The following is a 24,997-nucleotide window of genomic DNA, read 5'->3' as shown; positions in this document are numbered from 1 at the left end:
CATCTCGTGGTCATGAAGAACTACCCGCCGCAGTTCAAGGCGGACGCGGTCGCGCTGTACGAGTCGCGGCCGGAGGCGACGATCAGGTCGGTCGCCGCCGATCTGGGGATCAACCCGGAGACGCTGCGGAACTGGGTCCGGGCAGCCGGGGTGAGCCGTCCCCGAGGACGGCGGACACAGGAACCAGCCCTGCCGCCGGCCCCGCTCGAGGCGGAGAACGCCACCTTGCGGAAGAAGGTCCGTGAGCTGGAGAAGGAACGGAAGATCCTGCGCAAAGCGGCGAAGTATTTCGCCGGGGAGACGCGCTGGTGAACCGCTTCCAGTGTGTCGACGACCTCCACCGCCGTCACGGCGTGAAGCGGCTCTGCAGCATCCTCGGCGTCAGCCGCTCGAGCTTCTACTACTGGCGCCGGACAGCCGCGGACCGGGTCGCCCGGCAGTGGCCGACGCCCGCCTGGCCGCCCGGATACGGGCGGTGCACCAGGAATTGGACGGCACCTACGGAGCCCCGAGAATCACCGCCGAGCTCCGCGAGAGCAGCGGTGAGGCGGTCAACCGCAAGCGGGTCGCCAGGATCATGCGGGCGTCCGGGATCGAAGGAGTCCGGTTGCGCCGCCGGCACCGCACCACCGTCTCTGACCCGGCCTCAAGGCCCCGGACCTGATCGGCCGCGACTTCACTGCCGACAGGCCGAACACGAAGTACGTCGGCGACATCACCTACCTGCCCATCGAGGGCGGGAAGTTCTGCTACCTGGCGACCGTCATCGACCTCGCATCACGCCGTCTGGCCGGCTGGGCGATCGCCGACCACATGCGCGCGGACCTGGTCACCGACGCCCTGGCCGCGGCGGTCCGAACCCGCGGCAGTCTCGCCGGATCGATCATGCACACCGACCACGGAGCCCAGTACACGAGCAGGATCTTCGCCGAAGCCTGCCGGTCAGCAGGGGTTCGGCGAAACATGGGCGGGGTCGGGTCCAGCGCGGACAACGCACTCGCCGAGTCCTTCAACGCGACCTTCAAACGCGAGACCCTGCAAGGGCGAAAGAGCTGGCCGACCGAGCGCCAGGCCCGACGCGACGCCTTCCAATGGCTCCACCGCTACAACACCCGGCGCCGGCACTCCCGTCTCGGACAACGATCACCGATCGCCTTCGAGAACGCCCTCCACCTCACACCAACTACGCTGACACAAGCTGCATAACCCGTTTTCAGGATTCGGGGTCAAGGCCCTCGACCAGTTGCACCGGATCCTGCTCGCCGAGCTGAACACGGTCGGCGAACTCGACTGGTCACGTGCGTGTGTGGACGGCTCCCACATCCGCGCGAAAAAGGGGGCGCCGACACCGGTCCGTCGCCGGTCGACCGGCGGAAGACAGGCAGCAAGCACCACCTGATCTGCGACGGACGCGGCACCCCCGCTCAAGGTCATCACGACCGCGGCCAACGTCAACGACGTCACAAGACCCTCGCCCTGGTCGACGGCATCCCACCCGTCGCAGGGCCGACCCCGCCGACGACCAGAAGCCCTCCTCGGCGACAAAGGCTACGACTCCAACCCGGACCGCGACGAGCCTCGTCGGTGGATTGAGGGTGAGGGCCGAAGAAGAGCATTCGGAAATCGTCGGCCCACACGAGGGCTTGGGCTAAGACTTGTCCCGTAAATGATGGTGGAGGCAGGCGCGACAAGGTCCAGTGGCAAGATGACGGCTTCGACGCTCCTGAGAGGTCATCTTCGTGCCCACGCCCGCCGACTACCTCGCACTGGCGCATGCCGAGAAGGACAGCGTCGTGCTGCAGCGTCTCGCGCAATGTCCGTACCCCTTCGTCTGGCAGGCCCTGGCTGCCAATCCCCACACCCCGCCCGTCGCCCTGCAGGAGCTGAGCACGGCCCGAGACAGCGTCTGGAACGACAACAGGCTCCTTTGCCTGCTGGCGAAACATCCCGGCGCGAACCCCGTCGTTCTTCGAGCTGTCCTCGGTGCCGTTGCCGCGAAGCTCGAAGAGGGCGAACGGCCCTACGCCGCCGTGCTAGCTCTCGCAGACCGGCTGGAACTTGCGGCGGACGAAGTGAGGAAGCTCGGCAACCTCCGTGGCGCCTCTGCCCGTCTACGCCACCTGCTCAGCCGGCGGTTGAGCCTTCGCACCTGAGCTGTCTCTTTGGCCACGGATGAGATGATCTTGTTGTGGCTGGTGTGATCACGGCGTCGGAGCCCTCTTGGATAGCCCCTTTCACCGGGTTGAGTCAGCGGCAGTTCGGGAAGCTCGTGACGGTTTTGCGGCGTCAGGGCGCGGATGCGGCCCGCAGGGGCCGGCCGTGGAGCCTGTCATTGGAGGATCGGACACTGCTGGTCGCGACGTACTGGCCCACCAATCTGACCATGCGGCAGCTTGCTCCACTGTTCGGGGTTTCCAAGTCGGCGGCGGACCGGATCATCGATCACCTCGGGCCGATGCTCGCCCTTCAGCCCCGCAAGCGCTTCGCGAAGGACGCTGTGCTCATCGTGGACGGCACCCTGGTGCCCACCCGCGACCACACCGTCGCTGAGCAGTCGAAGAACTACCGATACTCCACCAACCACCAGGTGGTCATCGACGCCGACACCCGCCTCGTCGTGATGGTCGGCCGGCCCTTGCCCGGCAACCGCAACGACTGCAAGGCGTGGGAGGAATCCGGGGCGAAGGCCGCCGTCGGCACGACGACGACCATCGCCGACGGTGGCTATCCGGGCACCGGGCTCGTGATGCCGCACCGGCGCCGAAAGGGCGAGGAGCTGCCCGGCTGGAAGCAGGCCCACAACAAGTCCCAAAAGCAGGTCCGCGCCCGCGTCGAGCACGCTTTCGCTCGCATGAAGACTTGGAAGATTCTCCGCGATTGCCGTCTCAAAGGCGACGGCGTCCACGACGCCATGCTCGGCATCGCACGGATGCACAACCTCGCCCTCGCCGGATAGACCACCCGCCGTGCAGCAGTCCACCATGCACGAGGTCGCTCAGAGATCATTTACGGGACAACGCTTAGCCTTGTATCAAACTGAATCCAGGCACCATCGGATACTCTCGGATTCTCAGACTGCAGTGGGGCCCTCCTACTCTACGGGAATCCAAGCAACCTAACTACTCCCCCTGGAGTTCGAGTAGGGGGTGGAAGTGCAAGAGCTAGACTCCGCTCACGACAGCCTGATTGCTATGATTCAAGCAGTGGCAGCAGAGGATGACGAGACTCTTTTGGCTGGCATGACAGGTTTCCGTGAAGGTGTAATCAAAATGGCTGAACGGGTCGAGCAGCAGAGTCTTAGTTTCCCGAGGCTGTCCGGCTACGCTCAGGTGCTGGCGACTTTCGACTGCACCAATCGAATCTTCCTGGATATGGGTTCTAGCCGCCCATCAAGGCTGGTGGTGGCCTCTCCTCTCATTGTCGAGTGCCTCCAGCCCTAGAGGTCTATTCCGGGAAGGTGGGCGTCCACCTTGCGGGCTTTATCTGTCAACCCTGACAGCCCTTAGAGCTCGTAACACGATCATGGTCGGGTCTTCTTGAGGCGTCGGTAGCAGATGAGGCTGCAGGCGAGGGAGATGAAGGCGTCGTGGAGTTCGGTGCGGCGTTCCCAGCGGACGGCGAGTCGTTTGAAGTGGTGGAGCAGGGCGAAGGTCTGCTCGACGACGTAACGCAGCTTGCCGATGCCCTTGATGTTCGGTGATCCCTTGCGGGAGATGACGGGCAGAATTTCGTCGACGACGGAGCTCGTTGCGGTGGGCGTTGGAGTCGTAGCCTTTGTCGCCGAGGAGGGCTTCTGGTCGTCGGCGGGGCCGGCCGGTTCGGCCTGCGACGGGTGGGGTTCCCTCGATCAGGGCGAGGGTGTGACGTCGTTGACGTTGGCCGCGGTCGTGATGACACCTTGAGCTGGGTGCCGCGTCCGTCGCAGATCAGGTGACGCTCGCTGCCGGTCTTCCGTCGGTCGACCGGCGACGGACCGGTGTCGGCGCCCCTGTTGTCGCGCGGATGTTGGGGACCGTCCACACACGCACGTGACCAGTCGAGTTCGCCGGCCGCATTCAGCTCGGCGAGCAGGACCCGATGCAACTGGTCGAAGACTCCTGCCTCCTGCCACCGGTCCAGCCGGCGCCAGCATGTCTGTCCCGAGCCGAACCCCAGCTCCAGCGGCAGGAGTTGCCAGGCAATGTCGTTGTAGAGGACGAACAGGATGCCCTGGAGGCAGAGCCGATCCGACACAGGCCTGGGCCCCGGCGACCGCTCCGGCCACGGCGGCAGCAACGGCTCGACCAGAGCCCACAACTCATCGTCCACGATCCACGGTCGGGTACCCACACCCTCACGAACGGCCGAATCATCACACCGGTAACGGCCTACCAGGACGATTCAGCAAGATCGTGTTACGAGCTCTAAGCCGCCACCTTATGGCGGTCGATGCTGACGCGTATTTACACCATTGGATACGGATGCCTGGAATCATCGCAGTGAGCAACAACGAGAAATCGTCTGCTGAAGAACGGAAGAGAGGCATTCCGCAATATCCTTGAGGAAGATTAGATAGCCCTCCACCTCAAATCTTGTTGGCTTCTCCGATCTGTCGCCGTGCGCTATCTTATTTCGCCTACTTACGATTTCTTCAAGCTTGACACTCACCTTGATTCGCGTTGCGTCATCCCCGCGGTCTGAAATGGCCTGGTTCACGTGACTTTCCATTTGGGTCACGATGTCCTGAACATCAAGGAGGGAGAAAACGCTATCCAAAACCTCGGGTCGAGCATTGGTGAATTGTCGCGTCAATACTCGGGCCGAAAGAATCCGTGGATTAATCGTCCGATCCGTATCCCAGAGAGGTGCGTATGCGGAGAATAGCTTGCGGGTTTTGTGAATTCTCTCAGGCCCTGTCGTGCCGAAGATTTCTTGTATCCGCTCGCGAGTGTGCAGCTCGAGCAAGCCTTCCGGGATGCGGCGAGTTGGCGGCTGCACTTCGCAAATCTCGTCAATCAACTCCGTGAGGGCGGATTTCACAAATCCCTCAAAATGTGAGACTAGCATCACCATGGCAGAGCGATTGACTGCGTTTACTAAATCGCGATTCTGGGATTGGACGGAGATTCCGCCCTCACCCAGCGGTTGTGACGGTGCTGCGGCAAGTAGAGTTTCGACCTCGCCTAGGCTATCGATGAATTCTTGAAGAGCCCCGAGAGAATTTTCGGCCATGCTTCCGCCTAGTCCGGAAGCTTGGGGAGATCGCAGCGTACGCCGAGCTTTGTCAGCCCTCTGGCGAACGCTGTGATCCGCCCGTGCATACGGGTTCGGTCGGCTGTTGCCCGACCGATGGCGGTCTGAAAGCTCTCGCGATCCAGCAGCTCGGTTCGCAGCTCTACAATCTCGCCTGCCTTGCTTACAGCAGCGCCTCTATCTGCATAGGCAAGAGGCAGCATGATGGAGTCAAAAAGTGCCTTATTGAAGGCGCCGAGCTTTCCGTCCCTGACTAGCCTGAAGCCTTCAGACCCAAAGATTTGGTAAACCACCTCACAAGTCTCAACAAATACGCGTACAGCGTCGTCATCCGGAATTCCCGTGCGATGCTTCCTCATGTATTTGTTCAGCAATTGCCTCAATGGGGGGCGATATCCCTCCAGATCCTCATGCAAGGAGAAGAAGCGCAAAGCGAGTTCTTCGTAGGCCATCCGGCTATTTTTAAGTCCGCCGAGGATGCGGGAGAAGCGTGGATCCTCTGCCACTTCCTTAAGGAAGGTGTTCAGATTCCCCCGGTAGATGCAATTTCTGAGTTCCTGGGCGGCCAACATTGCCGACCCTGTATTTAGGCGCTCAAAGACGTCAAACTTAATATCAGGGTGGGAGTCGTCGGTGATGACGATGCATCGAACTGTCCTGTTACTCAGCCTTCGCTGCTCCTTCATTGGGAGTTCGTTGTAGCGGAGGCCTTCGAATTCGCTAACGACCGAGACTCCTCGTAGTGCAAATTCTCCACTGAGGAAATCCTTAATTGTTTGGATTCGCTGAAGCCCGTCAATTACCTCGTAGGATCCATCCTCGTTTTCTGCGAAATAACAGACAGGGACGGGGATGTTCAGCATGAAACTTTCAATGAGTCGACTGGCTTTCGACCTATCCCATACGTATTTCCTCTGGTACTCGATACTCAAGAGGAGTCGTTCTCTCTCGATGTCATCTACCAGAGTGGAGAGTGACAAGTCGTACGGTTGGGTGACGAGTCGCCGCTCTTCTAGTGGCACCGAGAGGGGCTCTGACTGCTCCGCAGTCACGTCTTCCTCCTCGGCATCGTCGAACAGGGGGGTCTGGTCAGACTGACTCGCCACTACGCGGGTTCACCTCGTTGGTCGTTTCTGCCCGAAGTTGATGAGGGAACTGTAGATCGCTTGCACCTGCTCGAGTATGGGTTTGTCAGAACTTTCGGCGCTGACGCTGGCGGCAAGGTCGGAGTAGCGGCTTTGAGTCGCGCCAAGGTGGCTGCTTAAACTCGTGGAGCCGATCCCCCAGCCATCGCGGCCCAGGACGAGGTCGCCCGTGCTCTTCTCTGAGTCCAGGCGGCTGATCGCCATGAGCGCGGCACGGGCGCCAGCCGGGCTGGAGCGGGGCGAAGGCAGGAGCGCAGGCCTGGCGGGGGGCCGTGCCGCGCGCGGTGAGCGGAGCGAGCCGCCTTGACGAGGTGGGGGAAATGTTGCCGCCGATTACCCGTTGGCCCAAAACCGAGCGATGACGAGGGTGACGTGAATCCGAAGGGCCGCCTGTGGCTGGGGCTGCTGTACAGCAGCGGAGTACCGCAACCGCAGCAACCGCCCCCGCCCGCTGCCGTCTCGCCGGACCCTCGTAGCGGCAGGTATGACCGTCACTGACCGATCCGGCTAGAGCTACGGATCAGAAGGCAGCCGCGCCAGAGCCATGGCACCACATACGTTGAGCAGCGGTCAACGAGAGCTGCGGCCTGGCTGGCCTCCTGGGGTACCACTCCCTGTCATCCCGTCCGCTGGCACGTTCCACGCTGGATCACCAATGCCGCTCAAACTGATCCCACGCGGACCAAGGCAATGCCAGCGGCTACCGGTAATCTTCGACGATCAGCCATGCTTGAAGGCTTCGTGGAAGCTACCCCTCTCGTCAATCCCAACCGGTTGTGGTCGGCACAAGAGGTCTTAGTGCGCCCGAGCCCTCTCCCAGCTGCAGCAGGGGTCTACGGGTGGCACTTCAAGCAGCCACCGCGTCCTGACCTGGACGCCGGGCGCTTGCTCTACATCGGTATAGCCCCGCGGTACATGGCGAACCGGACCAGTACCCAGAACGTGCGCAAGCGGGTGCGCTATCACTACCGGGGCAACGCGGCCGGCTCGACGCTGCGACTCACTCTGGGGTGCCTGCTAGGACATGAGCTGCGTCGCGTGGGCAGCGGTAAGCGGATGACCTTCGGCAAGGCAGGCGAAGCCGCTCTGAGCCAGTGGATGGCGGACAACGCACGAGTGTGCTGGACAGAGCAGGACGAACCGTGGGAGCTGGAGTCACAGCTCATCTCCCAACTCGACCTTCCTCTGAACCTCGACCAGAACCGCCACAACGCATTCCACAGCCGCCTGAAGGAGCTGCGGACCCAAGCGCGCCAGCGAGCTCGCGAGTTGCCCATCAGTTCCTAGGCCGACGGTTGTCTGCCTGGGCCGTCTCTGGGCCGTCCGAGGTAGCTCAACGGCACCCGATGACGACCAATGGCGACCACTCACCCGGCGTCGGTCAGCGGCCCCACCTGCAAAAACCCTGGCCACCGAGATCTACCGCAAGACCCAGGGCAAGAAGAAGTAGTCCTCACGATCGTGCCCCGTCCCGCGCTCACCGCGTGGGGCGGGGCACTTTCGCGTGCCGGGCCGGTCCGAGGGCGTGGGCGAGCCCCGGCGCTCGTACGGGATGCCGCACCCCGCTTCCCATGTCCCCCGGACCCGCCACAGCTCCCGCGTATGAGCCAGTCGGGCGCATCCCTCTCTCACGAAGGAGTAACGGCCGCAACTACCCCCACCCCGGAGCAGTCTTGACGTTCATGAAGATCTCCTTCCTCATCCACAACGCGTACGGGATCGGGGGGACGATCTCCACCACGTTCAACCTGGCTCACGCGCTGGCCGAACGGCACGAGGTGGAGATCGTCTCCGTCAACCGGCACCGTGAGACGCCCGCCTTCACCCTCGATCCGCGCATCCGGCTGCGGCCGCTGGTGGATCTGCGGCACGAGAAGGACCACCCGTCGTTCGGGCGGCCGGCGAAGGTGTATCCGCGGGCGGAGTACCGGTACGGGCAGTACAGCGAGCTGTCGGACCGGCGGATCGGTGAGTTCCTGGCGGCGACCGACGCGGACGTCGCCATCGGTACGCGGCCCGGACTCAACGTGCACCTGGCGCTCCAGGCTCCCGACCGCACGGTCAGGGTCGGGCAGGAGCACCTCACCGTGGAGAACCATCCGCCGGCGCTGCGGCGCGCGATGCGTCACGCGTACCCCCGGCTGGACGCGCTGACGACCGTCACGGAGGCGGACGCGGCCGCCTACCGGCGCACGATGCGGCTGCCCGGCGTACGGGTGCGGGCGCTGCCCAACAGCGTGCCGGACCCCTCGCTCCCGCCCGCCGACGGGAACGCGCGGGTCGTGGTCGCCGCCGGGCGGCTGGTGCGGGTGAAGCGGTACGACCTGCTCATCGAGGCGTTCGCGACGGTGGCCGCGGAGCACCCCGCGTGGCAGCTGCGGATCTACGGAGGGGGCGAGGAGCACGACCGGCTGCGGCGCCTCGTCGACCGGCTCCGCCTGCACAACAACGTGTTCCTGATGGGCACGGCGACCCCGATGGAAGCCGAGTGGGTCAAGGGCTCGATCGCGGCGTCCGCCTCCAGCTTCGAGCCTTTCGGCATGACGCTCGTCGAAGCGATGCGGTGCGGTCTCCCCGTCGTCAGCACCGACTGCCCGTACGGTCCCGCCGAGATCGTCCGGGACGGCACGGACGGCCGGCTCGTGCCGAACGGGGACCGCGACGCGCTGGCAGCCGCCCTGCTGGACCTCGTCCGGGACGACGGCCTCCGGCGCCGGATGGGCGGTGCCGCGCTGGAGAACTCCAGCCGGTACGGTCCCGGCCCGGTCGTCGAACAGGCCGAGGCGCTCTTCACGGAGCTCGCCGCCGCCCGGGCCGCCGGCCGCCCTGCCGCCCCGGCCCCCGCCGGCGCCCTCGGACTGGCCCCCCGCGGGTACGCGGCCCGCGACACCGCCCTCGCGGCGGCCGGCACCTTGCTGAGGACCGTACGGAAGGCGAAGCGATGACGACGACGGAACCGGCGAACGACTGGGACCGGGCCGTCGATGCGCCCCACCCCGCGCCCGACCCGGACCGGCCCTTGCGTGCCGACTGCACGGTGGACCGCGACGGCCGCATGGTCGTACGGCTGGCGCCGGGTGCGGCCGACCGTCCCCGACTCCTCATGCGGCTGCGCCCGCCCAAGGGGAAGCCGGAGTCGATCACGCGCATGATCGACCTGGAGCCGGAAGGCCCGGACGGGCCGGAGCCGGACGCGCCGGAGCCCGAAGGGCCGGACGGGCCGGACGGGCCTGCCGCATCCGACCCGCAGCCCGCAGGGACGGTCGGGGGATCGCGGCGGCCGGCCCGGCGCCGGCGGGCCGTGCTCGATCCGGAGCCCGCCCTGGAGGAGGGCCGGTGGGACCTCTACTACCTGAGTTCGCCGGGCGCGGAACGTATCCGGCTGACGCCCGGCACCCGCGATCTGCGGGCACTGCTCGCCGACCGCGACCCGGCGCGGACGCCGCTCCCCCTCGCGGTCCGCGTCCCGTACGCGACGGGCGACGGGTTCCTCGCGGTCCGGACGTGGCTGCGCCCGGCGCACGCCGAGGCGGGCCGGGTCGAGGCCGACGCCGCGTCCACGACCGTACGGGTGCGGCTCTTCGGCGCCGAGCCCGGCGAGGGGTCCGCAGCTCTGCTGCGGCTGCGGGGGAAGCCCGCTGAGGTCCGCGAGACGGCGCTCACGGTCGACGGCCCCCACGACGTCTCGTTCTCCTTCGCCCAGCGGGAGTTGGTGAGCATCCCGGGGGACGGACCCGGCATCTGGGACGTACTCGTCCGTACCTCCGCCACCGCACGGCCGATCCGGGTGGCCCGGCTCCTCGACGACGTCGCGGACCGGAAGAAGGTCTTCGTCTACCCGCCCGTCACTCTCAACGGGCTTACGGCGCGCACCTATTACACGCTCGACAACGAGATGTCGGTGGAGGTCACGACGGCCTGACCGTCCCGCCCGCCTCTGCGGGCGACCGCCGCACCGCCCGTCCTACCGCCGAAGGAGTGGACGCACCCGTGTACTTGGGTCCCTCAGCCACTACCGTGGGGGGCGCCCGTCCTGGCGCCCCTCGCGCGGACGTGCGCCGGGTCCGGTCGACGGGACCGGCAATGCTCGTCGAGAGCAAGGAGATCGGGGAGAGCACCATGGGCGAGTCTCTGAAGACTTTCGTCGACGGTACCGAGGTGGAGGTGCCCAACAGCATCCCGGCCATCCGCGCCGCGCTCCCCGACGAGAGACGCGACGAGTTCGACCGCGCCGTCAACGAGGCGGGGGTGCACCAGATCCACGCCGTCATGCGGCACTGGATGCTGGAGGCCGTCCCCGATCCCGAAGCCGAACGCATCCTGGACCGGCTGGCCCGGGACGAGGCCGAGAGGCGGAGCGTGGCTTGAGCTTCCGTATCTCCTACGCCCCGCCGGCCGACGACACCCTGGCCAAGATGCGGGACGTCGAACCCTTCCGTGACGAGATGGCCCGCACCCTGGGGCGGGAACCGTACGGTCACGGCTCCACGCCCGTGAAGGGCGAACGCGACCGCCGCGAAGCGACGGTGGCGGGCGCGATCGTCCTGTACTACGTCTCCGGTTCGGTGCTCACCGTCACGGTCGTCCGGCTCGTACCGCTGCCCTGAGACCGGTCGCGGTGCGGCCGTACGGGTGCGACCGGACGGGGTGCGGCCGTACGGGGTGCGACCACAATCACCTCCCGGACACTTGCGGCCGGCACTTCCCGGGCCATTCCCGCGGACCCTTCCCCCGGGCCCCTCCCGGACAGCCGGACGGCCCGGCCGCGACGCGTACGGGCGTCACGGGCGGGCCGTCGGGTCCAGCCGTCAGTGCGTCAGGAAAGCTTCTTCACCTGGGCGTCGACGACCTCGGTCGGCTGCTCGACCTTCGCGACGGCCCCGCCCGACATGCCGGACATGTTGAACGTGGAGAAGGTGGCGACGGTGCCCGCGTGGCGGACCGCGAGGAGCTCGAACGGCACCTTGACGCCCTCCTGCGTGGCGAGGAGCGACCAGGAGACCGCCTCGTCACCGCCGGTCGCCTTGCCTTCGGTGATCTCGGAGAACTTCTGCGTCTCGCCCTCGGCCGTGGCGCTGAAGCCCGAGGTGCACGCGGTGGCGGACTCGCGCACGGCGGCGAGCGCGTCGGCCGAGCCCTTGCCGTCGTACGAGAACAGGCCCACCATCGTGGACTGCATCTCCTTGATCGATCCCAGCGTGTCCTCGAGGCTCTCGAGAGCCTTGTCCACGTCCTCCTCCGAGGTGCCCGCGGACTGGTCCACCGGCTCGGCATCGGGCACCTGCATGACCTGGTTCATCGTCGAAGCGGCCGGCTTGCCCTGGGCCACCCCGAACAGCGCCTCCGCGAGCGGCAGGCACTCCGGCTTGTCCGTGGTGACGGCGCCGGCCTTGAGGACGTCCGCCGCATCGGCCTTCTTGACCTGGTACTTCGGGAGGTCGGCGGCGACCAGCGAGGCCTTCTCCAACTCGGCCGCGGTCAGCGCCTCGACGGCGCTCTGCTCGGGCTCGGCCGACGCGGACTTCGGAGCGTCCTCCGCCTTGCCCTTGGTGTCCGTGTCGTCGGAGGAACCGCCACAAGCGGTGACCAGCAGGGCGAGGGAGGCCGCGGAAGCGACGAGAGCGGATCGGCGGACAAAAGCAGCGCGCATGGTTCATCTCTCCTGATTCGGGGAGCAACGACCCTTTTCCTGCGCACAGTTCTCACGGCATCTCGGCGGGATCATTGCAGTTCGGGTCACTCTATGGTCGAAAATTTGCTCGCCTGTGGTTTCGCTGTGGCCCTTGGTGTGATTGTGATTCCTCTGTGATCACCCGGGGAAGCAGCCGTCCGTTTAGGGAGCATTCATGCCCGGTCAGCTTTCGGACCAGCCGGATCCACCCCCCACCGGCCCCGGACCGCGCCCTTCCGAGGGGTACGAAAGACACGGGGGAGACGTGTCCGCGCGTACGACGGCCGCCCTGGAGGCCGCCGGGGTCACCGCGCGGGAGATTTCCGCTCGCGGCCCTCTCGCCGGCGGAACGTACAACACCGTCACCGGCGTCACGCTGACCGACGGCCGCACCTGGGTCGTGAAGACACCGCCCTCGTACGCCTCGGGGCTGAGTCACGAACGCGACCTCCTGGTCAACGAGGTGACCTTCTACCGCGCGGCCGACGATCCGCGAGTCCCCCGCGTCGTCCGCGCCGAGTTCGATCCCGCCGCGCCGGGAGGACCCCACCTGATCATGACCGCCTGCCCGGGACGGCCCTGGTCCTCGCTCTCCGGCCGGATCCCGTACGGCGAACGGCAGGCGCTCCGTACCGAACTCGGCGCACTCGTGGCGGGATTCCACGCCCTCTCCTCCACCGCCGGCTTCGGCTACCCCGCCGCCCCGCTGGGCCCGCCGGCCGCGACCTGGCGGGAGGCGTTCACGCTGATGACGGATGCGGTCCTGGCCGACGCGGACGCCTTCGGGGCGTGGCTGCCGGCCCCCTCGGCACGGATCCGCGCGGTGCTGGCCGGCGCCGCGCCCGCACTCGACGACGTCACCCGGCCCGCGCTCGTCCACTTCGACCTGTGGGACGGCAACCTGTTGGTGGACGGCGGTCCCGGGGAGCGGCGGCTGGGCGGAGTCGTCGACGGTGAGCGCATGTTCTGGGGCGACCCGGTGGCCGACTTCGTGTCCTTGGCGCTCCTCGGCGATCTGGAGGAGGACACCGCGTTCCTCACGGGGTACGCCGCCGGGGGCGGTGCCGCGGAGTTCACCCCGTCGTCACGGCTCCGGCTCGCGCAGTACCGGATCTACCTCTACCTGATCATGCTGACGGAGGCCGTACCCCGCGGGTACGACGACGAGCATCTGAGGTGGCTCCGGGCACAGGTCGCACCCCGGCTCGTGGCGGCGCTCAGGGAGCTGGACGAAGGATCCCGCGCGCGGGCGTGAACCCCGGGGGGCGAGCCCGGGCGCGCGGACTCACGTGCCGGGCCGGTCCCCGGCCGTCGGCCCCTCCCCGTCGCCGTCCTCCTCCCCGTCACCGTCGCCCTCCCCGTCGCCGTCCCCGCCGTCCCCGTATTCCTCCTCGCTGACGCGGGGGGTGACGTTGAGGAAGGGTTCGAACCACGCGGTGGGCCGGAGGTCGCCTATGCCGAGCCGGAGGTTGGCCTCGCCCTCGGGGTCCTCCACGCCGTCCAGGCCGGCGTCGTAGAGCATCAGCACGTCGGTGTCCTGGAAGAACGCCTCCACGCACGCGTCGAAGTCGTAGTCGTCGCGGTGGGCAGGGAGGACCCCACCGGGGTCGTCCGTCACTCCGTCGCAGTCGTCGTCCGGGCCGGCAGCGGTACTGCCGGCGGTGCCGGTGGCGGTCCACGCCTCGTGGACGACCCGCGCGTCCACGACGGCCAGGTGCAGGGCCACCTCCTCCGCGGTGCAGGTGGGCTCCGGCCACCAGCCGTCCGCCAGATCGCCCGCGATGTCCTCGATCGCCCGTACGAAGCGCCGACGCCACGCCGCGTTCTCACGGAAGGTCACCTTCGGCAGGCGGATGAAGACGCCGGCTCGCTCGCCGATCCCCCCGGGCGCGAGGGGACGGTCGCCGAGCGCCTCCGCCTCGCCGCGGGCGCGGTCGGCCAGCAGACGCAGCGCGCCGTGGAGGGCGGCGGCGGTACGGGGGGTGAGCTGCCACTGACAGCGCTCCTCCTCGCAGTCCAGATCCTCGCAGTAGCCGTTGCCCACCTCGAACAGCGCCGCGAAGTCCGGCTGTTCGCTCTCCACGCGGTGGCGGTCCGGGCGTCCGCGACCCGTGCGTCCGGTGTCGGACCGCTCCGGTCCCGGCCCGTCCGGTCCCGGCCCGTCCGGCTTCCAGGACCGCTCCACGATCGAGCGGGGCGGTCGGTCCGCCGCGTCCCGGAGCCAGCCGGAGCCGAAGTCCACCACCACCGCTTCCGTGGTCCAGCTCGCGACCTCGTCGTCCTCCTCGGCACTCAGCCGGTACGCCTGGCTGCGGTCCGCGAGGGTGTCCGCCCCGGCGATCTCGCCCCCGCGTTCGGCGAGCCAGAGGACGGCGCCTATGAGGTCCTGCCGGTCGTGAACCGGCAGGAGATCGGCCGGCAGCGGCTCCCAGCCCTCGTCGGCGGCCGCCTTGAGCAGGGCCTGCGGGTCGTGGACGTGGAACTCCCGCAGCATCGCGATCTGGAAAACCGGGCCGGAGAGGTCGGCGAGCCGGGCGTCGACCGGTGCCCGCGGGGCCCGGGGCCGCCCGGCACCTCCGTCCGCGCCCTCGTCCGGCGCGCCGCTCAGGTCCCACGTCGTCGTACCGCTCCCGTCCCCCGTCGGCACCTCGCTCTCGTCCCAGTCCGGCGAACTGCTCGCGGACAACGGCCAGACGCCCGCGAGGGCGTGGCCGACCGCTGTCCGCAGCGAGGCGCCCGCTGCGGCCGGGAGCCGCCCGCACAGCTCCTCCAGGGGGCCGGAGTCCCACGCGTCAGCAGGAACGTGGAGGGCGCGCTGGAGCAGGCAGGACGCCCGGTGGGCGAGTTCAGGGCTCCGGCAGGTCAGGACGGCGTGCAGGGAGGAAGGCCCGGAAGGGAGGTCCACGAGCGCGAGGACCCGGCTCTCGCCCGGGGTGTGCTCACAGTGGAAGCCGCGCGGCGCGGCAGGACGAGGCTGACTGGGCACGCGAGGGCTCCGGACAGAAGGGGTCGGACGCACCGACATCTGCCCCGTGGACCGGAGATGACACGTCGCCGGCGCGGCGTGTCCCGCGTCGCGACGCCGGGGGCTACCCGGTCGCCGGGGTCACTCCGTCCCGGCCGGCCGGGTCAGGTGGGCGAAGGCGTCGAGGTTGCGGGTGGACTCGCCCCGCGAGACCCGCCAGGCGTACTCCTTGCGGATGGCGCTCGCGAAGCCCAGCTCCAGCAGGCTGTTGAACGAGCCGTCGGCGGCTTCGAGCACGGTGCCGAGCAGCCGGTCCAACTCCTCCGGGGTGACGACGCTGAGCGGCAGCTTGCCGACGAGATAGACGTCACCGAGCCGGTCCACCGCGTAACTCACTCCGAAGAGGCGGAGGTTGCGCTCCAGCAGCCAGCGGTGCACCGCCGCGTCGTTCTCGTCGGGATGCCGGATGACGAAGGCGTTGAGGGAGAGGGAGTGCTTGCCGACCAGCAGCGAGCAGGTGGTGGAGAGCTTGCGGGTGCCGGGCAGCGTCACCACGTAGTTGCCGGGTCCGGGGCTCTCCCACTCCAGGTCCGCATCGGCGAGGGTCGCCTCGATGATCCGTGCCACTGTCGCTTCGTCCGCTACGTCAGCCATGGTGCGAGCGTACGACAGTGGACGCGGGCGCACCTACCGGCGAGTACAGCGGTGGGACGACGGCGGCGGAGCCGCTCAGCTCTGGCGGGAGCGGACCTTGCGGCGGTGGTCCTGCATCGCGCCGGTGTACACCTCGGCGGTCGCGGCGGCGGCGGTGCCCCAGCCGAAGGACTGCGCGTGCGCGGCGGCGGCGGCGCCCATCCGGCCCACGAGCTCCGGCGCGCGGACGAAGCGTTCGAGCGCCAGCGCGTACGCCTGCGGGTCGTGGCCCTCGACGAGGAAGCCGCTGACACCGTCCCGCACCGCGACCGGCAGTCCACCGACCGCCGCGGCGACGACCGGCGTACCGACCGCCTGGGCCTCGATCGCGACCAGCCCGAACGACTCGCTGTACGACGGCATGACCAGCACCGACGCGGCCCGGAACCAGTCCGCGAGCTGGTCCTGTCCCACCGGAGGCTGGAACCGTACGACGTCGGCGACGCCGAGCCGGGCCGCCAGCTTGTGGAGGACCTCCGGTTTGGCGAGGCCCGTACCGCTGGGGCCGCCCACCACCGGCACGACGATCCGGGACCGGAGCGAGGGATCGCGCTCCAGCAGGACGGCCACCGCCCGCAGCAGCACGTCCGGCGCCTTCAAGGGCTGGATGCGCCCCGCGAAGAGCGGGATCAGCGCGTCCTGCGGCAGCCCGAGCCGGGCCCGCGCGGCGGCCCGCCCGTCACCCGGGCAGAAGCGTTCCAGGTTCACGCCGGGGTGCACGACGGCGACGGAGGCCGGGTCCGCGTCGTAGAAGCGGACGAGCTCGTCGGCCTCCTCCGCCGTGTTGGCGATGAGCCGGTCGGCCGCGTCCACGATCTGGGTCTCCCCGATGACCCGGGCGGCCGGCTCCGGGGTGTCGCCCTCCGCCAGCGCGGCGTTCTTGACCTTCGCCATCGTGTGCATGGCGTGCACCAGCGGTACGCCCCAGCGCTGCGCGGCCAGCCAGCCGACCTGGCCGGAGAGCCAGTAGTGGGAGTGCACGAGGTCGTAGTAGCCGGGGCGGTGGCCCGCCCACGCCTGCATCACCCCGTGCGTGAAGGCGCAGAGCTGGGCCGGCAGGTCCTCCTTGCACAGCCCTTCGTACGGCCCCGCGTCGACGTGCCGGACCAGGACCCCGGGGGCCATCTCGACCGCCGGGGGGAGCGAGCCGGTGGTGGCGCGGGTGAAGATCTCGACCTCGATGTTGATCGCGGCGAGACGCGTGGCCAGCTCGACGATGTAGACGTTCATACCGCCGGCGTCGCCGGTGCCGGGCTGGTGGAGCGGTGAGGTGTGCACGGAGAGCATCGCGACCCGGCGCGGCTTGCGGTGTCCGCCGGCGAACCCGGCCGTCAGACCACCGCCCCGGCCGACGGGGAAACGCAGGCGCGGTGCCACCCGGCCGCCGCCGGAGCGGGAGACGTCACGACTCACGTCGTCCGGACCTCCTCGCTCGGGGCATGCCATGGAGAGGACGGGCATCCCCTCGCAGGCAAAACAGCTATACGCGGCCGATTCATTTCCGCTTTACCAAATCATTGCCATGGCGTGCCGAGCGCCGTCGTCCCGGCACGCCGAGGGGCGGGACCGACCGGCGCGCACCCGGTGCGGGGACGCCGGGGACGCCGGGGATGCCCAACCGACACCGCACGCCCGCGCGCGCCGTCCGTACGCACGCCCGCGCACCCATGGCACCTGCGCGCCCGCGCGGTTCGTCCACTGCACCTGCGCGCCCTCGCGGTTCGTCCACGCGGACCGCCGAAGACAGCCACCCCCGGTCCCCGCCGCTCCTGTCCTCCGGCCGTCCGGTCCCTCCGCCGATCCGCCGCCCGCCCGCGCGGGCGGGCGTCCGTCCGTGCCGCGTACGCTCACCGCATGCCCCAGCGCCCCATCGGAACCGTGACCCGCGGGACCACCAACCCCAACCGGCTCCGCCGCATGGACCGCTGGATCGCCGCCGCACACGGAGCCGCCCTGCGGCGCGCGGACTCCCCCGTCGCGGTGGACCTCGGCTACGGGGCGGCCCCCTGGACCGCCGTCGAACTCCTCGCCCGGCTGCGCACCGCAGCGCCGCGCACCCGGGTCGTCGGCGTCGAGATCGACCCGGAGCGGGTCGCGGCGGCGCAGCCGTACGCGCGCGAGGGGCTCACCTTCCGGCACGGCGGCTTCGAGGTGCCGCTCGCCGAACCGCCCGCCCTCATCAGGGCGGCGAACGTGCTGCGCCAGTACGACGAGGGCCAGGTCGCCGAGGTCTGGGAGCGCCTTTGCGCCCGGCTCGCCCCGGGCGGCCTGCTGGTGGAGGGCACCTGCGACGAGATCGGGCGGCGGCACGTGTGGGTGGCGCTCGGGCCGGAGGGCCCGCGCACGGTGACGTTCGCCGCGCGGCTGGGTTCGCTGGAGCGGCCCTCGGACCTCGCCGAGCGGCTCCCCAAGGCGCTGATCCACCGCAACGTGCCGGGCGAACCCGTGCACGCCTTCCTCCGCGACTTCGACCGGGCCTGGGCGGCCGCGGCCCCGTACTCCTCACTCGGCGCGCGTCAGCGGTGGATCGCCGCCGCGCGCTCACTCGAAGCCGACTGGCCGCTGTGCGACGGTGTACGCCGCTGGCGGCAGGGCGAACTCACGGTGGCCTGGGAGGCCCTGCGTCCGGGCGGTGGCCGGGCCTGACGCCCGCGGGGAACCCCGGGGCGCGCCGCCGACATGTGCGCGGGGCGTACGGAGTGCGTCGTACCCGGATCCGCGGGGAAAGCAGTGCCCCGTTCCGCCGGTCCGGCACGTCCTCCCCCGGCCCCCCTGTTGCTTTCCGGGGCGGCGTGGCACGATCGCGAGGTCGTCGGGAGGTTACTGACGGTAAGTCACATGAGCGCTATCGGGCCTTTGCTCCAGGTGCCGGAGGGGGAGTTCGTCCGTGAAACGACGTCACTGTGCGGCAGCCGCACTCACTGCGGTCTGCGCGCTCGCGATGGTCTCCCTGCCGGTCCAGGCATGGGCCTCCCCCGCGCCGATCCCCTCGGCGGCGGCCGCCCCCTCGGCCCGTGCCGGGAAGTCCCTCGCCGAGGTGCGCGAGGAGATCGACCAGCTCTACCGGGAGGCGGGGGCGGCGACCGACGCGTACAACCTCGCCGAGGAGAAGGTCGAGAAGCAGACCGCCGAGCTGGACGAGCTGGGCCGGGCCATCGACGAGGGCCGGCAGAAGATCGCCCGGCTGAAGGACCAGGCCGGCGCCCAGGCCCGGGAGCAGTACCGCAACGCCGGTCTGCCGCCGGGCACCCAGCTCGCCCTCAGCAGTGACCCCCGGCTCTTCCTGTACGGCCTCAACCAGATGCGTCAGAGCCAGCAGGCCTCCGACGCGGTGCTGGCCGACATGACGCGCGCACAGGCCGATTTGGAGCTGTACACCGAGGACGCGCAGGTCAACTGGGAGAAGCTGGAGGCCGGACGCCTCGAACAGGCGCGGGCGAAGAAGGAGATCAACGCCCGGATCGACGAGGCGAAGGCGATCGAAGCGCAGTTGGAGGAGGAAGAGCGCGCCCGCCTCCTCGAACTGGAGAAGCAGGCGCAGGCCGCCGCCCAGTCCTCCTGGCTCAGCTCCGGCGCGCTCCACGACATCAACCGGGCGGCGAGCCCGAGCGGCAGGAACGCCGTGCGGTTCGCCCTCGCCCAGATCGGCAAACCGTACGTCTGGGGGGCCGAGGGACCCGGCTCGTACGACTGCTCCGGCCTGACGTCCCAGGCGTGGGCGGCGGCGAAGCGGCCGATCCCCCGCACCTCGCAGGAGCAGTGGGCCCGGCTCCCGCACATCGCCGTCGGGGACATGCGGCCGGGCGACCTGATCATCTACCACAGCGACGCCACCCACGTCGGGATGTACGTCGGCGACGGCATGGTGGTGCACGCACCGCGCCCCGGGCGAAACGTCACGCTGGCCGGGGCGGGTTCGATGGAGATCCTCGGCGTGGTGCGCCCGGACGCGTAGGCGTCGTCCCCGGGGACGCACCGGCCCTCCCGACCGGCCCCGCGCGCACCGTACGGGCGCGCCGGAGTGAGGAGGACCGCCGCACTCCGGGGCGCGCGCCCCGGCCGGTGCGCGGGCGTGTGACCCACCTCCCCGCACGCGCACGCGCCCGCGTGATGTTTGTCATGGCGTTCCCGCGAGGCCGGGACGGTCCTCCGCGCCGGATCCGTGCCAGGACGCGGCATATGACTGCGCATATGACAGCGGCGCGTCCTCGGGCGCCATTCCGCTCCCGGGCCGCCGACCGCTATGGTCCCGGTCTGGCAGGTCGTCGCTCGTCGTCCCGCCCGCGCCCTCGGGGGGAGGGAAGGAAACCCGGAACCGATGCCCGCACCCGTACCTCAGCAGCGTGCCGTGCCCGCCGCCGAGACCGCCGATGGAGCCGACCTCACCCTGCTGGTGATCCAGGACGACCCCACGGGCACCTTCTCCCTCCCGGATCTCCCCGCGGCGGCGGGCGCCCGGGTCCGGGTCCGTACCGCCCGCAACCTCACCGAGGCGGGGCGGCTCCTCACCGACGACGTCGACTGCATCCTGCTCGACCTCTCGCTGCCTGACGGCGCCGGCGCACGCTCCCTCGCCCCCGCGGGGGCAGCCGACATCCCGGTGCCCGCCGTGAGCGACTCCGCGCGCGCCGAGGAGCTGGCCGTCCTCCTGCACGTGCTGCGGATCGCCCCGCGCCACGCCGTCCTCGCCCTCACCGCAGAGAACGACGCGGAGCTGGCCGCCGAAGCGGTGCGCGTCGGCGCCCAGGACTACCTCTTCCGCGACGAACTCGACGCCCGGCTGCTGAGCCGCGCCATCCGGTACGCCGTGCAGCGCAAGCGGGCGGACATCGCCCAGCACCAGCTGACCGAGTCCCGCCTGCGCGCCCAGGAGAACGCCCGCCTGGAACGCGGCCTGCTGCCCACCCCGCTGCTGGCCGGCTCCGACCTCGGCTTCGCCGCCCGCTACCGCCCCGGCCGCAGCCGCGCGCTGCTGGGCGGCGACTTCTACGACACGGTCCGTACGCCGGACGGCACGGTCCACGCGATGATCGGCGACGTCTGCGGGCACGGCCCGGACGAGGCGGCCCTCGGCGTCGAGCTGCGCATAGCGTGGCGGGCCCTGACGCTGGCCGGCCTCTGCGGGGACGAACTGCTCTCCACGATGCAGCAGGTGCTGGAGCACGAGCGGGAGAGCGAGGAGATCTTCGCGACGCTCTGCACCGTCGACATCGCCCCGGACGGGCGGCGCGCCGGGCTCTGCCTCGCCGGGCACCCGGCGCCGCTGATCTCCCGTGCGGGGCGCGCGGCCCGCCTCCTGCCGTTCGACGACGGCGGACCGGCGCTCGGCCTGCTGCCGCGCGCCCGGTGGCCGCGCCGCCAGGTCGAGCTGGGCGGCGCCTGGCACCTGATGATGTACACGGACGGGCTCATCGAGGGCCGCATCGGCGAGGGCAACCAGCGCCTCGGCCAGGACGGCATGGTCGCGATGGTCGACGAGCAGCTCGGCCGGGGTCTGCGCGGCGAGGAGTTGCTGGACGCCGCCGTCGCCCGGGTGCGCGAGCTGAACGGCGGCGAGCTCACCGACGACGTGGCGGTCCTGCTGCTCTCCCGCGACCGGGACCGCGAGCAGGACCGCGACCGCCGGCGCGACCGGGCCCGCACACACGAACGGGGCAGGATCGCCGTGCGATCCCACCCCGTCCCGTCAGCGGCGGTCACGCCCGCCGCCCCGGCCCTCCCCGTCGTGCCCGGGGTGCCTGTCGTACCGGGAGTGCCTGCTCAGCGCCCGCCGTTGTAGGGGCCGTACGGGCCGTCGCTGCTGGAGCCGCCGCGGCGGTTGCCGCCGCCGGAGACCGCCTTGATCGCCGGGCGCACGTCCACCATGAAGACGATGGAGGCGACCGTCCCCGCGAGGATCAGGAAGAGCATCGGCACGAAGAGGTTCACCGCCACGGCGACGGCCAGGAGGATCACCCAGAACTTCTTGGTCTTCTTGTCGGCCGCACGGTAGGCGTCCTCGCGCGCGAGGGACGCGAAGACCAGGGCCACCACGGCCAGGACGAGCATGAGCAGGTACAGCAGCTGGATGAATGTGCCGAATCCGCTGAGCAACATGGGGTGCACCGCCTCGTAGTGGTTGAGCGCTTTCCGGCGCCTGCCGCAACCGTACCGGGACGACGGACCGGCCACCGGTCACGATGCCCGCCGGTCGGCGGAGCGCTCCCGTCCACGACCGGCGCGCGAGCGCTCCCGTCCGCACCCGGCGCCGGGGCGGACGCCGTCACGGCGCCCGCCCCGTACCGCACCGCTACTTCGCGGGTGGCGTGGACTTCTTCGCCGCCGCCTTGCGCGGCGCGGGCGCCTTCTTCGCCTCGGCCGGCTTGGCGGGGGCCGGGGCGGGAGCAGCGGCGGTGGTCACGGGCTTGACGGCGGCCGGCTGCGCGGCGGCCGGCTTCCCGGCGGCCGGAGCCGGCTTCGCCGCGGGCATGGAGTCCGCCCGCGCGTCCGCCTCCACGACGGCGGCGATCTCGACGATCTCGTCGGCCGCCTCGCCGCGCCACGTCTTCACGCTCTGCTCGCCGCGCTCGGCGACCTTCTCGTACGCCTCACGGGCCCGCACCGCGTACTCGGCGGCCACGCCGATGCCGCGCAGCGCGTAGTCCTGCGCCGTCTCACCGAGCTTGCGCAGGTCGGTGTCGAACAAGCCGATCATCTCGGTGACCTTGGCCTGCACACTGGCCTGCGCCTCCCGCGCCTGCGTGGAGACCTTCTCCTGCACGGCCTTGGGGTCGGTGCCGCGTACCGCCTCGAACCGCTCGGGCGCCTCGGCCCGCAGCTGCTCGATCAGGCCCGGGACCTTGCGCGCCTGCTCGACGGCGAGTTCGGCCGTACCGGCGGCGAAGTAGAGGGGGGTGGGGTCGGTGAGGGTCTTGCGCAGGTCATCGGTGATGGCCATGACTGTGGTCCTCCCGGATCAGTGTTCGTGGTGAGGGTCTGCGGCATCGCTGCCAGGGGGCGTACGGGAATCACCGGCGGCGGTGGTGGAACCGTCCTCCCCGTCGCCGCGGGGCGTATCGGCATCGGCGGGAGCGTCCGTATCGGGGACGAAACCGTTCTCCCGGCGGAACGAGTCGTAGATCTGGAGCAACACGTTCTTCTGCCGCTCGTTGATCGACGGGTCGGCCATGACGACCGCCCGCGTCTCCAGCTCGTCCCGCTCCCGCTCGTCCAGGATCCCGGCCCGTACGTACAGCGTCTCGGCCGAGATCCGCAGTGCCTTGGCGACCTGCTGGAGCACCTCCGCACTGGGCTTGCGCAGGCCGCGCTCGATCTGGCTGAGATACGGATTGGACACCCCGGCGGCATCCGCGAGCTGCCGCAGCGAGAGCTGCGCGCTGCGACGCTGCTCCCGGAGGTACTCGCCCAGATTGCCGACGTTGAGTGATGCCATGAGTCGATGGTGCGACATGAGCGCTAACAATTGCAAGCGGATGCTTGCAAAAGTGTGGCACGTGTCGTGCGGAGGACACCGTCCGGCCGTTCGTACGCCCGTGCCGGCACGACCTTCCGGCGGCGGCACCGGCGCCCTCGGGCCCGGACGGCCGAGGAGCGCACCGGCAGCCTCCTCGTCGCGCTCGCCGCCACCCGGCCGGGCCGGGCCCGGCCCGGCTCGGCCCGATCCTTGAACTCGGTACCGGGGTGGGGGAAGGCGCCGGGTGGCTCCTCAGCGGCATGGACCGCGACGGCGTCCTCTAGGGGGCGGACGTCACGGCACCGCCGAACCACCGGATCAGCGCGCCGGCCAGCTCCCGCTGGTCGTCGCCGACCCAGGCGACGTGGCCGTCCGGCCGCACCAGTACCGCGGGCACGTCCAGTTCGTCGCTGCCGTCGACGACGTGGTCGACGCGGTCCGCCCAGCCGTCGACGGAGAGCCGGCCGGTCCGGTCGAGCAGCAGGCCGCGCCCGGCGTGCATCAGTGCGTAGAGGCGTCCCTGCTTCAGGCCCACGTCCCGCAGCCGCTTGCCGAGGAGGGGATGGCCCTCGCCGACGTCGTAGCGGACGCCGATCGCGGTGACCTTCTCGATCAGGCGGTGGTTCACCTCGTCGATGTCCATCAGCTCCGTCAGGAGCCGGCGCACCGCCCGGGGGCCTGGTTCGGTCGACAGCAGGAGCATCTGCGCGCGGGTGTTGTCGAGCACCTCGGCGGCCACCGGGTGGCGCTCGGCGTGGTAACTGTCCAACAGCCCCTCGGGCGCCCAGCCGTTCACCTCGGCGGCGAGCTTCCAGCCGAGGTTGAAGGCGTCCTGGATGCCGAGGTTGAGTCCCTGTCCGCCGGTCGGCGGGTGGATGTGCGCCGCGTCACCGGCCAGCAGTACCCGGCCGGTCCGGTACCGCTCGGCGAGGCGGGTCGCATCACCGAAGCGGGAGAGCCAGCGCGCGGAGCGCGCACCGAAGTCGGTACCGGCGAAGTGCCGCAGGCGCTGCTTGAACTCCTCCAGGGTCGGCCCGGACGCACGGTCCTCGGCCACCCCCTCGGCCGGCACGATCACCCGGAACACGCCGTCGCCGAGCGGCATCAGCCCGAACCGCAGCTGCGTCTTGCGCACTTCGGCGACGACGGCGCCCACCTCCTCCGGCGTCGCGTCCAGCTCGATCTCCCCCAGCAGGGTTTCGACCCGTGCGGGTTCGCCGGGAAAGCCGACGCCGAGCAGCTTGCGCACCGCGCTGCGACCACCGTCGCAGCCGACGAGGTAGCGCGAGCGCAGTCGGGTACCGTCCGCGAGAACGGCGGTCACCCCCTGGCCGTCCTGCTCCAGCCCCACCACCTCGTGGCCACGCCGGACCTCGGCGCCCAGTTCGGCGGCGTGCTCGGCCAGCAGGCGTTCGGTGGTGACCTGCGGAATGGCGAGTACGTACGAGTGCGCGGTGTCCAGGTGCGCGGGCCAGGCCGTGCCGAGCCCGGCGAAGAAGCCGCCGGAGACGACCTGGCGGCCCAGCCGGAGGAAGCGCTCCAGCAGGCCGCGCTGGTCCATCACCTCGACACTGCGCGCGTGCAGGCCCTGGGAGCGGGACTGCCGGGTCGGCTCGGCCTCCTTCTCCAGCACCACGACCTGGACGCCGTGCAGCCGGAGTTCGGCGGCCAGCATCAGGCCCGTCGGTCCGCCACCGACCACGGTCACATCCGTCATGAACACCCCACTGAATGAGAGAACGACACCGGTCTTCCCGGCCGGACCACCGGCGGTCGCGGCGTGCGGACACACGCCCCGTCGGTGGAGGTGGCGATTCTGCGGTACACCGGGGGCCTTG

General features: G+C 69.9%; 22 protein-coding genes and 2 pseudogenes. 13 read left to right on the top strand and 11 right to left on the bottom strand.

Features of this window, described 5'->3' with window-relative positions:
• The first annotated feature begins 6 nt into the window (after positions 1-6).
• The 4 genes and pseudogenes from PZB77_RS17200 to PZB77_RS17185 all read left to right on the top strand — a co-directional run bounded on the left by PZB77_RS17200 (position 7) and on the right by PZB77_RS17185 (position 3,440).
• Positions 7-1,206: pseudogene (locus PZB77_RS17200) on the top strand (IS3 family transposase).
• A 533-nt stretch (positions 1,207-1,739) separates the two neighbouring features.
• Positions 1,740-2,153: a hypothetical protein gene (locus tag PZB77_RS17195; RefSeq protein WP_275493483.1), complete on the top strand. Its 414-nt coding sequence runs from the start codon at positions 1,740-1,742 to the stop codon at positions 2,151-2,153.
• A gap of 35 nt (positions 2,154-2,188) precedes the next feature.
• Complete coding sequence (locus tag PZB77_RS17190; protein ID WP_275493482.1) at positions 2,189-2,956, top strand: transposase; 768 nt, start codon at positions 2,189-2,191, stop codon at positions 2,954-2,956.
• 247 nt (positions 2,957-3,203) lie between these two features.
• Positions 3,204-3,440, top strand: coding sequence for a hypothetical protein (locus tag PZB77_RS17185; RefSeq protein WP_275493481.1), 237 nt, complete (start codon positions 3,204-3,206; stop codon positions 3,438-3,440).
• An 80-nt stretch (positions 3,441-3,520) separates the two neighbouring features.
• On the opposite strand, the pseudogene PZB77_RS17180 reads toward PZB77_RS17185, so the two are convergent.
• From PZB77_RS17180 to PZB77_RS17170, 3 genes and pseudogenes are all read right to left on the bottom strand, one after another.
• Positions 3,521-4,329 (bottom strand): annotated as a pseudogene (locus PZB77_RS17180) (IS5 family transposase).
• Positions 4,330-4,470: 141 nt separating this feature from the next.
• Positions 4,471-5,211: an MAE_28990/MAE_18760 family HEPN-like nuclease gene (locus PZB77_RS17175; RefSeq protein ID WP_275493480.1), complete on the bottom strand. Its 741-nt coding sequence runs from the start codon at positions 5,209-5,211 to the stop codon at positions 4,471-4,473.
• Positions 5,212-5,219: 8 nt separating this feature from the next.
• A complete protein-coding gene (locus tag PZB77_RS17170; RefSeq protein ID WP_275493479.1) occupies positions 5,220-6,284 on the bottom strand; it encodes a DUF262 domain-containing protein in 1,065 nt (354 codons plus the stop codon).
• 783 nt (positions 6,285-7,067) lie between these two features.
• Between PZB77_RS17170 and PZB77_RS31265 the strand changes: the two genes are divergently transcribed.
• From PZB77_RS31265 to PZB77_RS17145, 5 genes are all read left to right on the top strand, one after another.
• On the top strand, positions 7,068-7,664 hold the full coding sequence (locus tag PZB77_RS31265; protein WP_343299868.1) for a GIY-YIG nuclease family protein: 597 nt from the start codon (positions 7,068-7,070) through the stop codon (positions 7,662-7,664).
• Between the two features lie 395 nt (positions 7,665-8,059).
• Positions 8,060-9,322, top strand: coding sequence for a glycosyltransferase (locus PZB77_RS17160; protein WP_275496095.1), 1,263 nt, complete (start codon positions 8,060-8,062; stop codon positions 9,320-9,322).
• Entirely contained in the window at positions 9,319-10,299 is a 981-nt protein-coding gene (locus PZB77_RS17155; protein WP_275493477.1) for a transferase, read from the top strand. The genes PZB77_RS17160 and PZB77_RS17155 overlap by 4 nt, the downstream gene beginning before the upstream one ends.
• Before the next feature lie 197 nt (positions 10,300-10,496).
• Complete coding sequence (locus PZB77_RS17150; RefSeq protein ID WP_275496094.1) at positions 10,497-10,745, top strand: hypothetical protein; 249 nt, start codon at positions 10,497-10,499, stop codon at positions 10,743-10,745.
• Positions 10,742-10,984 (top strand): hypothetical protein, encoded by a 243-nt coding sequence (locus PZB77_RS17145; protein ID WP_275493476.1) that lies wholly within the window; start codon positions 10,742-10,744, stop codon positions 10,982-10,984. Before PZB77_RS17150 ends, PZB77_RS17145 begins: the two co-directional genes overlap by 4 nt.
• A 209-nt stretch (positions 10,985-11,193) precedes the next feature.
• On the opposite strand, the gene PZB77_RS17140 is transcribed toward PZB77_RS17145, so the two are convergent.
• Positions 11,194-12,027, bottom strand: coding sequence for a hypothetical protein (locus tag PZB77_RS17140; RefSeq protein WP_275493475.1), 834 nt, complete (start codon positions 12,025-12,027; stop codon positions 11,194-11,196).
• A 286-nt stretch (positions 12,028-12,313) separates the two neighbouring features.
• Here PZB77_RS17140 and PZB77_RS17135 point away from each other — a divergent pair, with 286 nt between their 5' ends.
• Complete coding sequence (locus PZB77_RS17135) at positions 12,314-13,303, top strand: aminoglycoside phosphotransferase family protein (protein ID WP_275493474.1); 990 nt, start codon at positions 12,314-12,316, stop codon at positions 13,301-13,303.
• A gap of 30 nt (positions 13,304-13,333) precedes the next feature.
• Here the strand turns inward: PZB77_RS17135 and PZB77_RS17130 are convergent, their stop codons facing one another.
• The 3 genes from PZB77_RS17130 to mshA form a co-directional block, all read right to left on the bottom strand.
• Entirely contained in the window at positions 13,334-15,034 is a 1,701-nt protein-coding gene (locus PZB77_RS17130) for a hypothetical protein (RefSeq protein ID WP_275493473.1), read from the bottom strand.
• A 120-nt stretch (positions 15,035-15,154) separates the two neighbouring features.
• On the bottom strand, positions 15,155-15,667 hold the full coding sequence (locus PZB77_RS17125; RefSeq protein ID WP_275493472.1) for a YbjN domain-containing protein: 513 nt from the start codon (positions 15,665-15,667) through the stop codon (positions 15,155-15,157).
• Between the two features lie 75 nt (positions 15,668-15,742).
• On the bottom strand, positions 15,743-17,119 hold the full coding sequence (gene mshA, locus PZB77_RS17120; RefSeq protein WP_275493471.1) for a D-inositol-3-phosphate glycosyltransferase: 1,377 nt from the start codon (positions 17,117-17,119) through the stop codon (positions 15,743-15,745).
• Positions 17,120-17,560: 441 nt separating this feature from the next.
• Here mshA and PZB77_RS17115 point away from each other — a divergent pair, with 441 nt between their 5' ends.
• The 3 genes from PZB77_RS17115 (at position 17,561) to PZB77_RS17105 (ending at position 21,485) form a co-directional block, all read left to right on the top strand.
• Positions 17,561-18,352 (top strand): class I SAM-dependent methyltransferase, encoded by a 792-nt coding sequence (locus PZB77_RS17115; protein ID WP_275493470.1) that lies wholly within the window; start codon positions 17,561-17,563, stop codon positions 18,350-18,352.
• 241 nt (positions 18,353-18,593) lie between these two features.
• Positions 18,594-19,661 carry an NlpC/P60 family protein gene (locus tag PZB77_RS17110; protein ID WP_275493469.1) on the top strand — a complete coding sequence of 356 codons (1,068 nt, stop codon included), beginning with the start codon at positions 18,594-18,596 and terminating at the stop codon, positions 19,659-19,661.
• 363 nt (positions 19,662-20,024) lie between these two features.
• Complete coding sequence (locus PZB77_RS17105) at positions 20,025-21,485, top strand: response regulator (protein WP_275493468.1); 1,461 nt, start codon at positions 20,025-20,027, stop codon at positions 21,483-21,485.
• On the opposite strand, the gene PZB77_RS17100 is transcribed toward PZB77_RS17105, so the two are convergent.
• The 4 genes from PZB77_RS17100 to rox all read right to left on the bottom strand — a co-directional run bounded on the left by PZB77_RS17100 (position 21,467) and on the right by rox (position 24,876).
• Positions 21,467-21,802 (bottom strand): DUF2516 family protein, encoded by a 336-nt coding sequence (locus PZB77_RS17100; RefSeq protein WP_275493466.1) that lies wholly within the window; start codon positions 21,800-21,802, stop codon positions 21,467-21,469. The two genes, PZB77_RS17105 and PZB77_RS17100, sit on opposite strands and share 19 nt — an antisense overlap.
• Before the next feature lie 193 nt (positions 21,803-21,995).
• Positions 21,996-22,643: a hypothetical protein gene (locus PZB77_RS17095; RefSeq protein WP_275493465.1), complete on the bottom strand. Its 648-nt coding sequence runs from the start codon at positions 22,641-22,643 to the stop codon at positions 21,996-21,998.
• An 18-nt stretch (positions 22,644-22,661) separates the two neighbouring features.
• Positions 22,662-23,138 carry a helix-turn-helix domain-containing protein gene (locus PZB77_RS17090; protein WP_275493464.1) on the bottom strand — a complete coding sequence of 159 codons (477 nt, stop codon included), beginning with the start codon at positions 23,136-23,138 and terminating at the stop codon, positions 22,662-22,664.
• A 301-nt stretch (positions 23,139-23,439) separates the two neighbouring features.
• Complete coding sequence (rox, locus tag PZB77_RS17085) at positions 23,440-24,876, bottom strand: rifampin monooxygenase (RefSeq protein ID WP_275493463.1); 1,437 nt, start codon at positions 24,874-24,876, stop codon at positions 23,440-23,442.
• Positions 24,877-24,997: the final 121 nt, after the last annotated feature.

This window comes from Streptomyces sp. AM 2-1-1 (genome assembly GCF_029167645.1).
In the GTDB taxonomy this organism is placed as follows: Bacteria; Actinomycetota; Actinomycetes; order Streptomycetales; family Streptomycetaceae; genus Streptomyces.
Note: the sequence above shows the minus strand (reverse complement) of the source record. Positions and strands in the feature narration are given on the sequence as shown.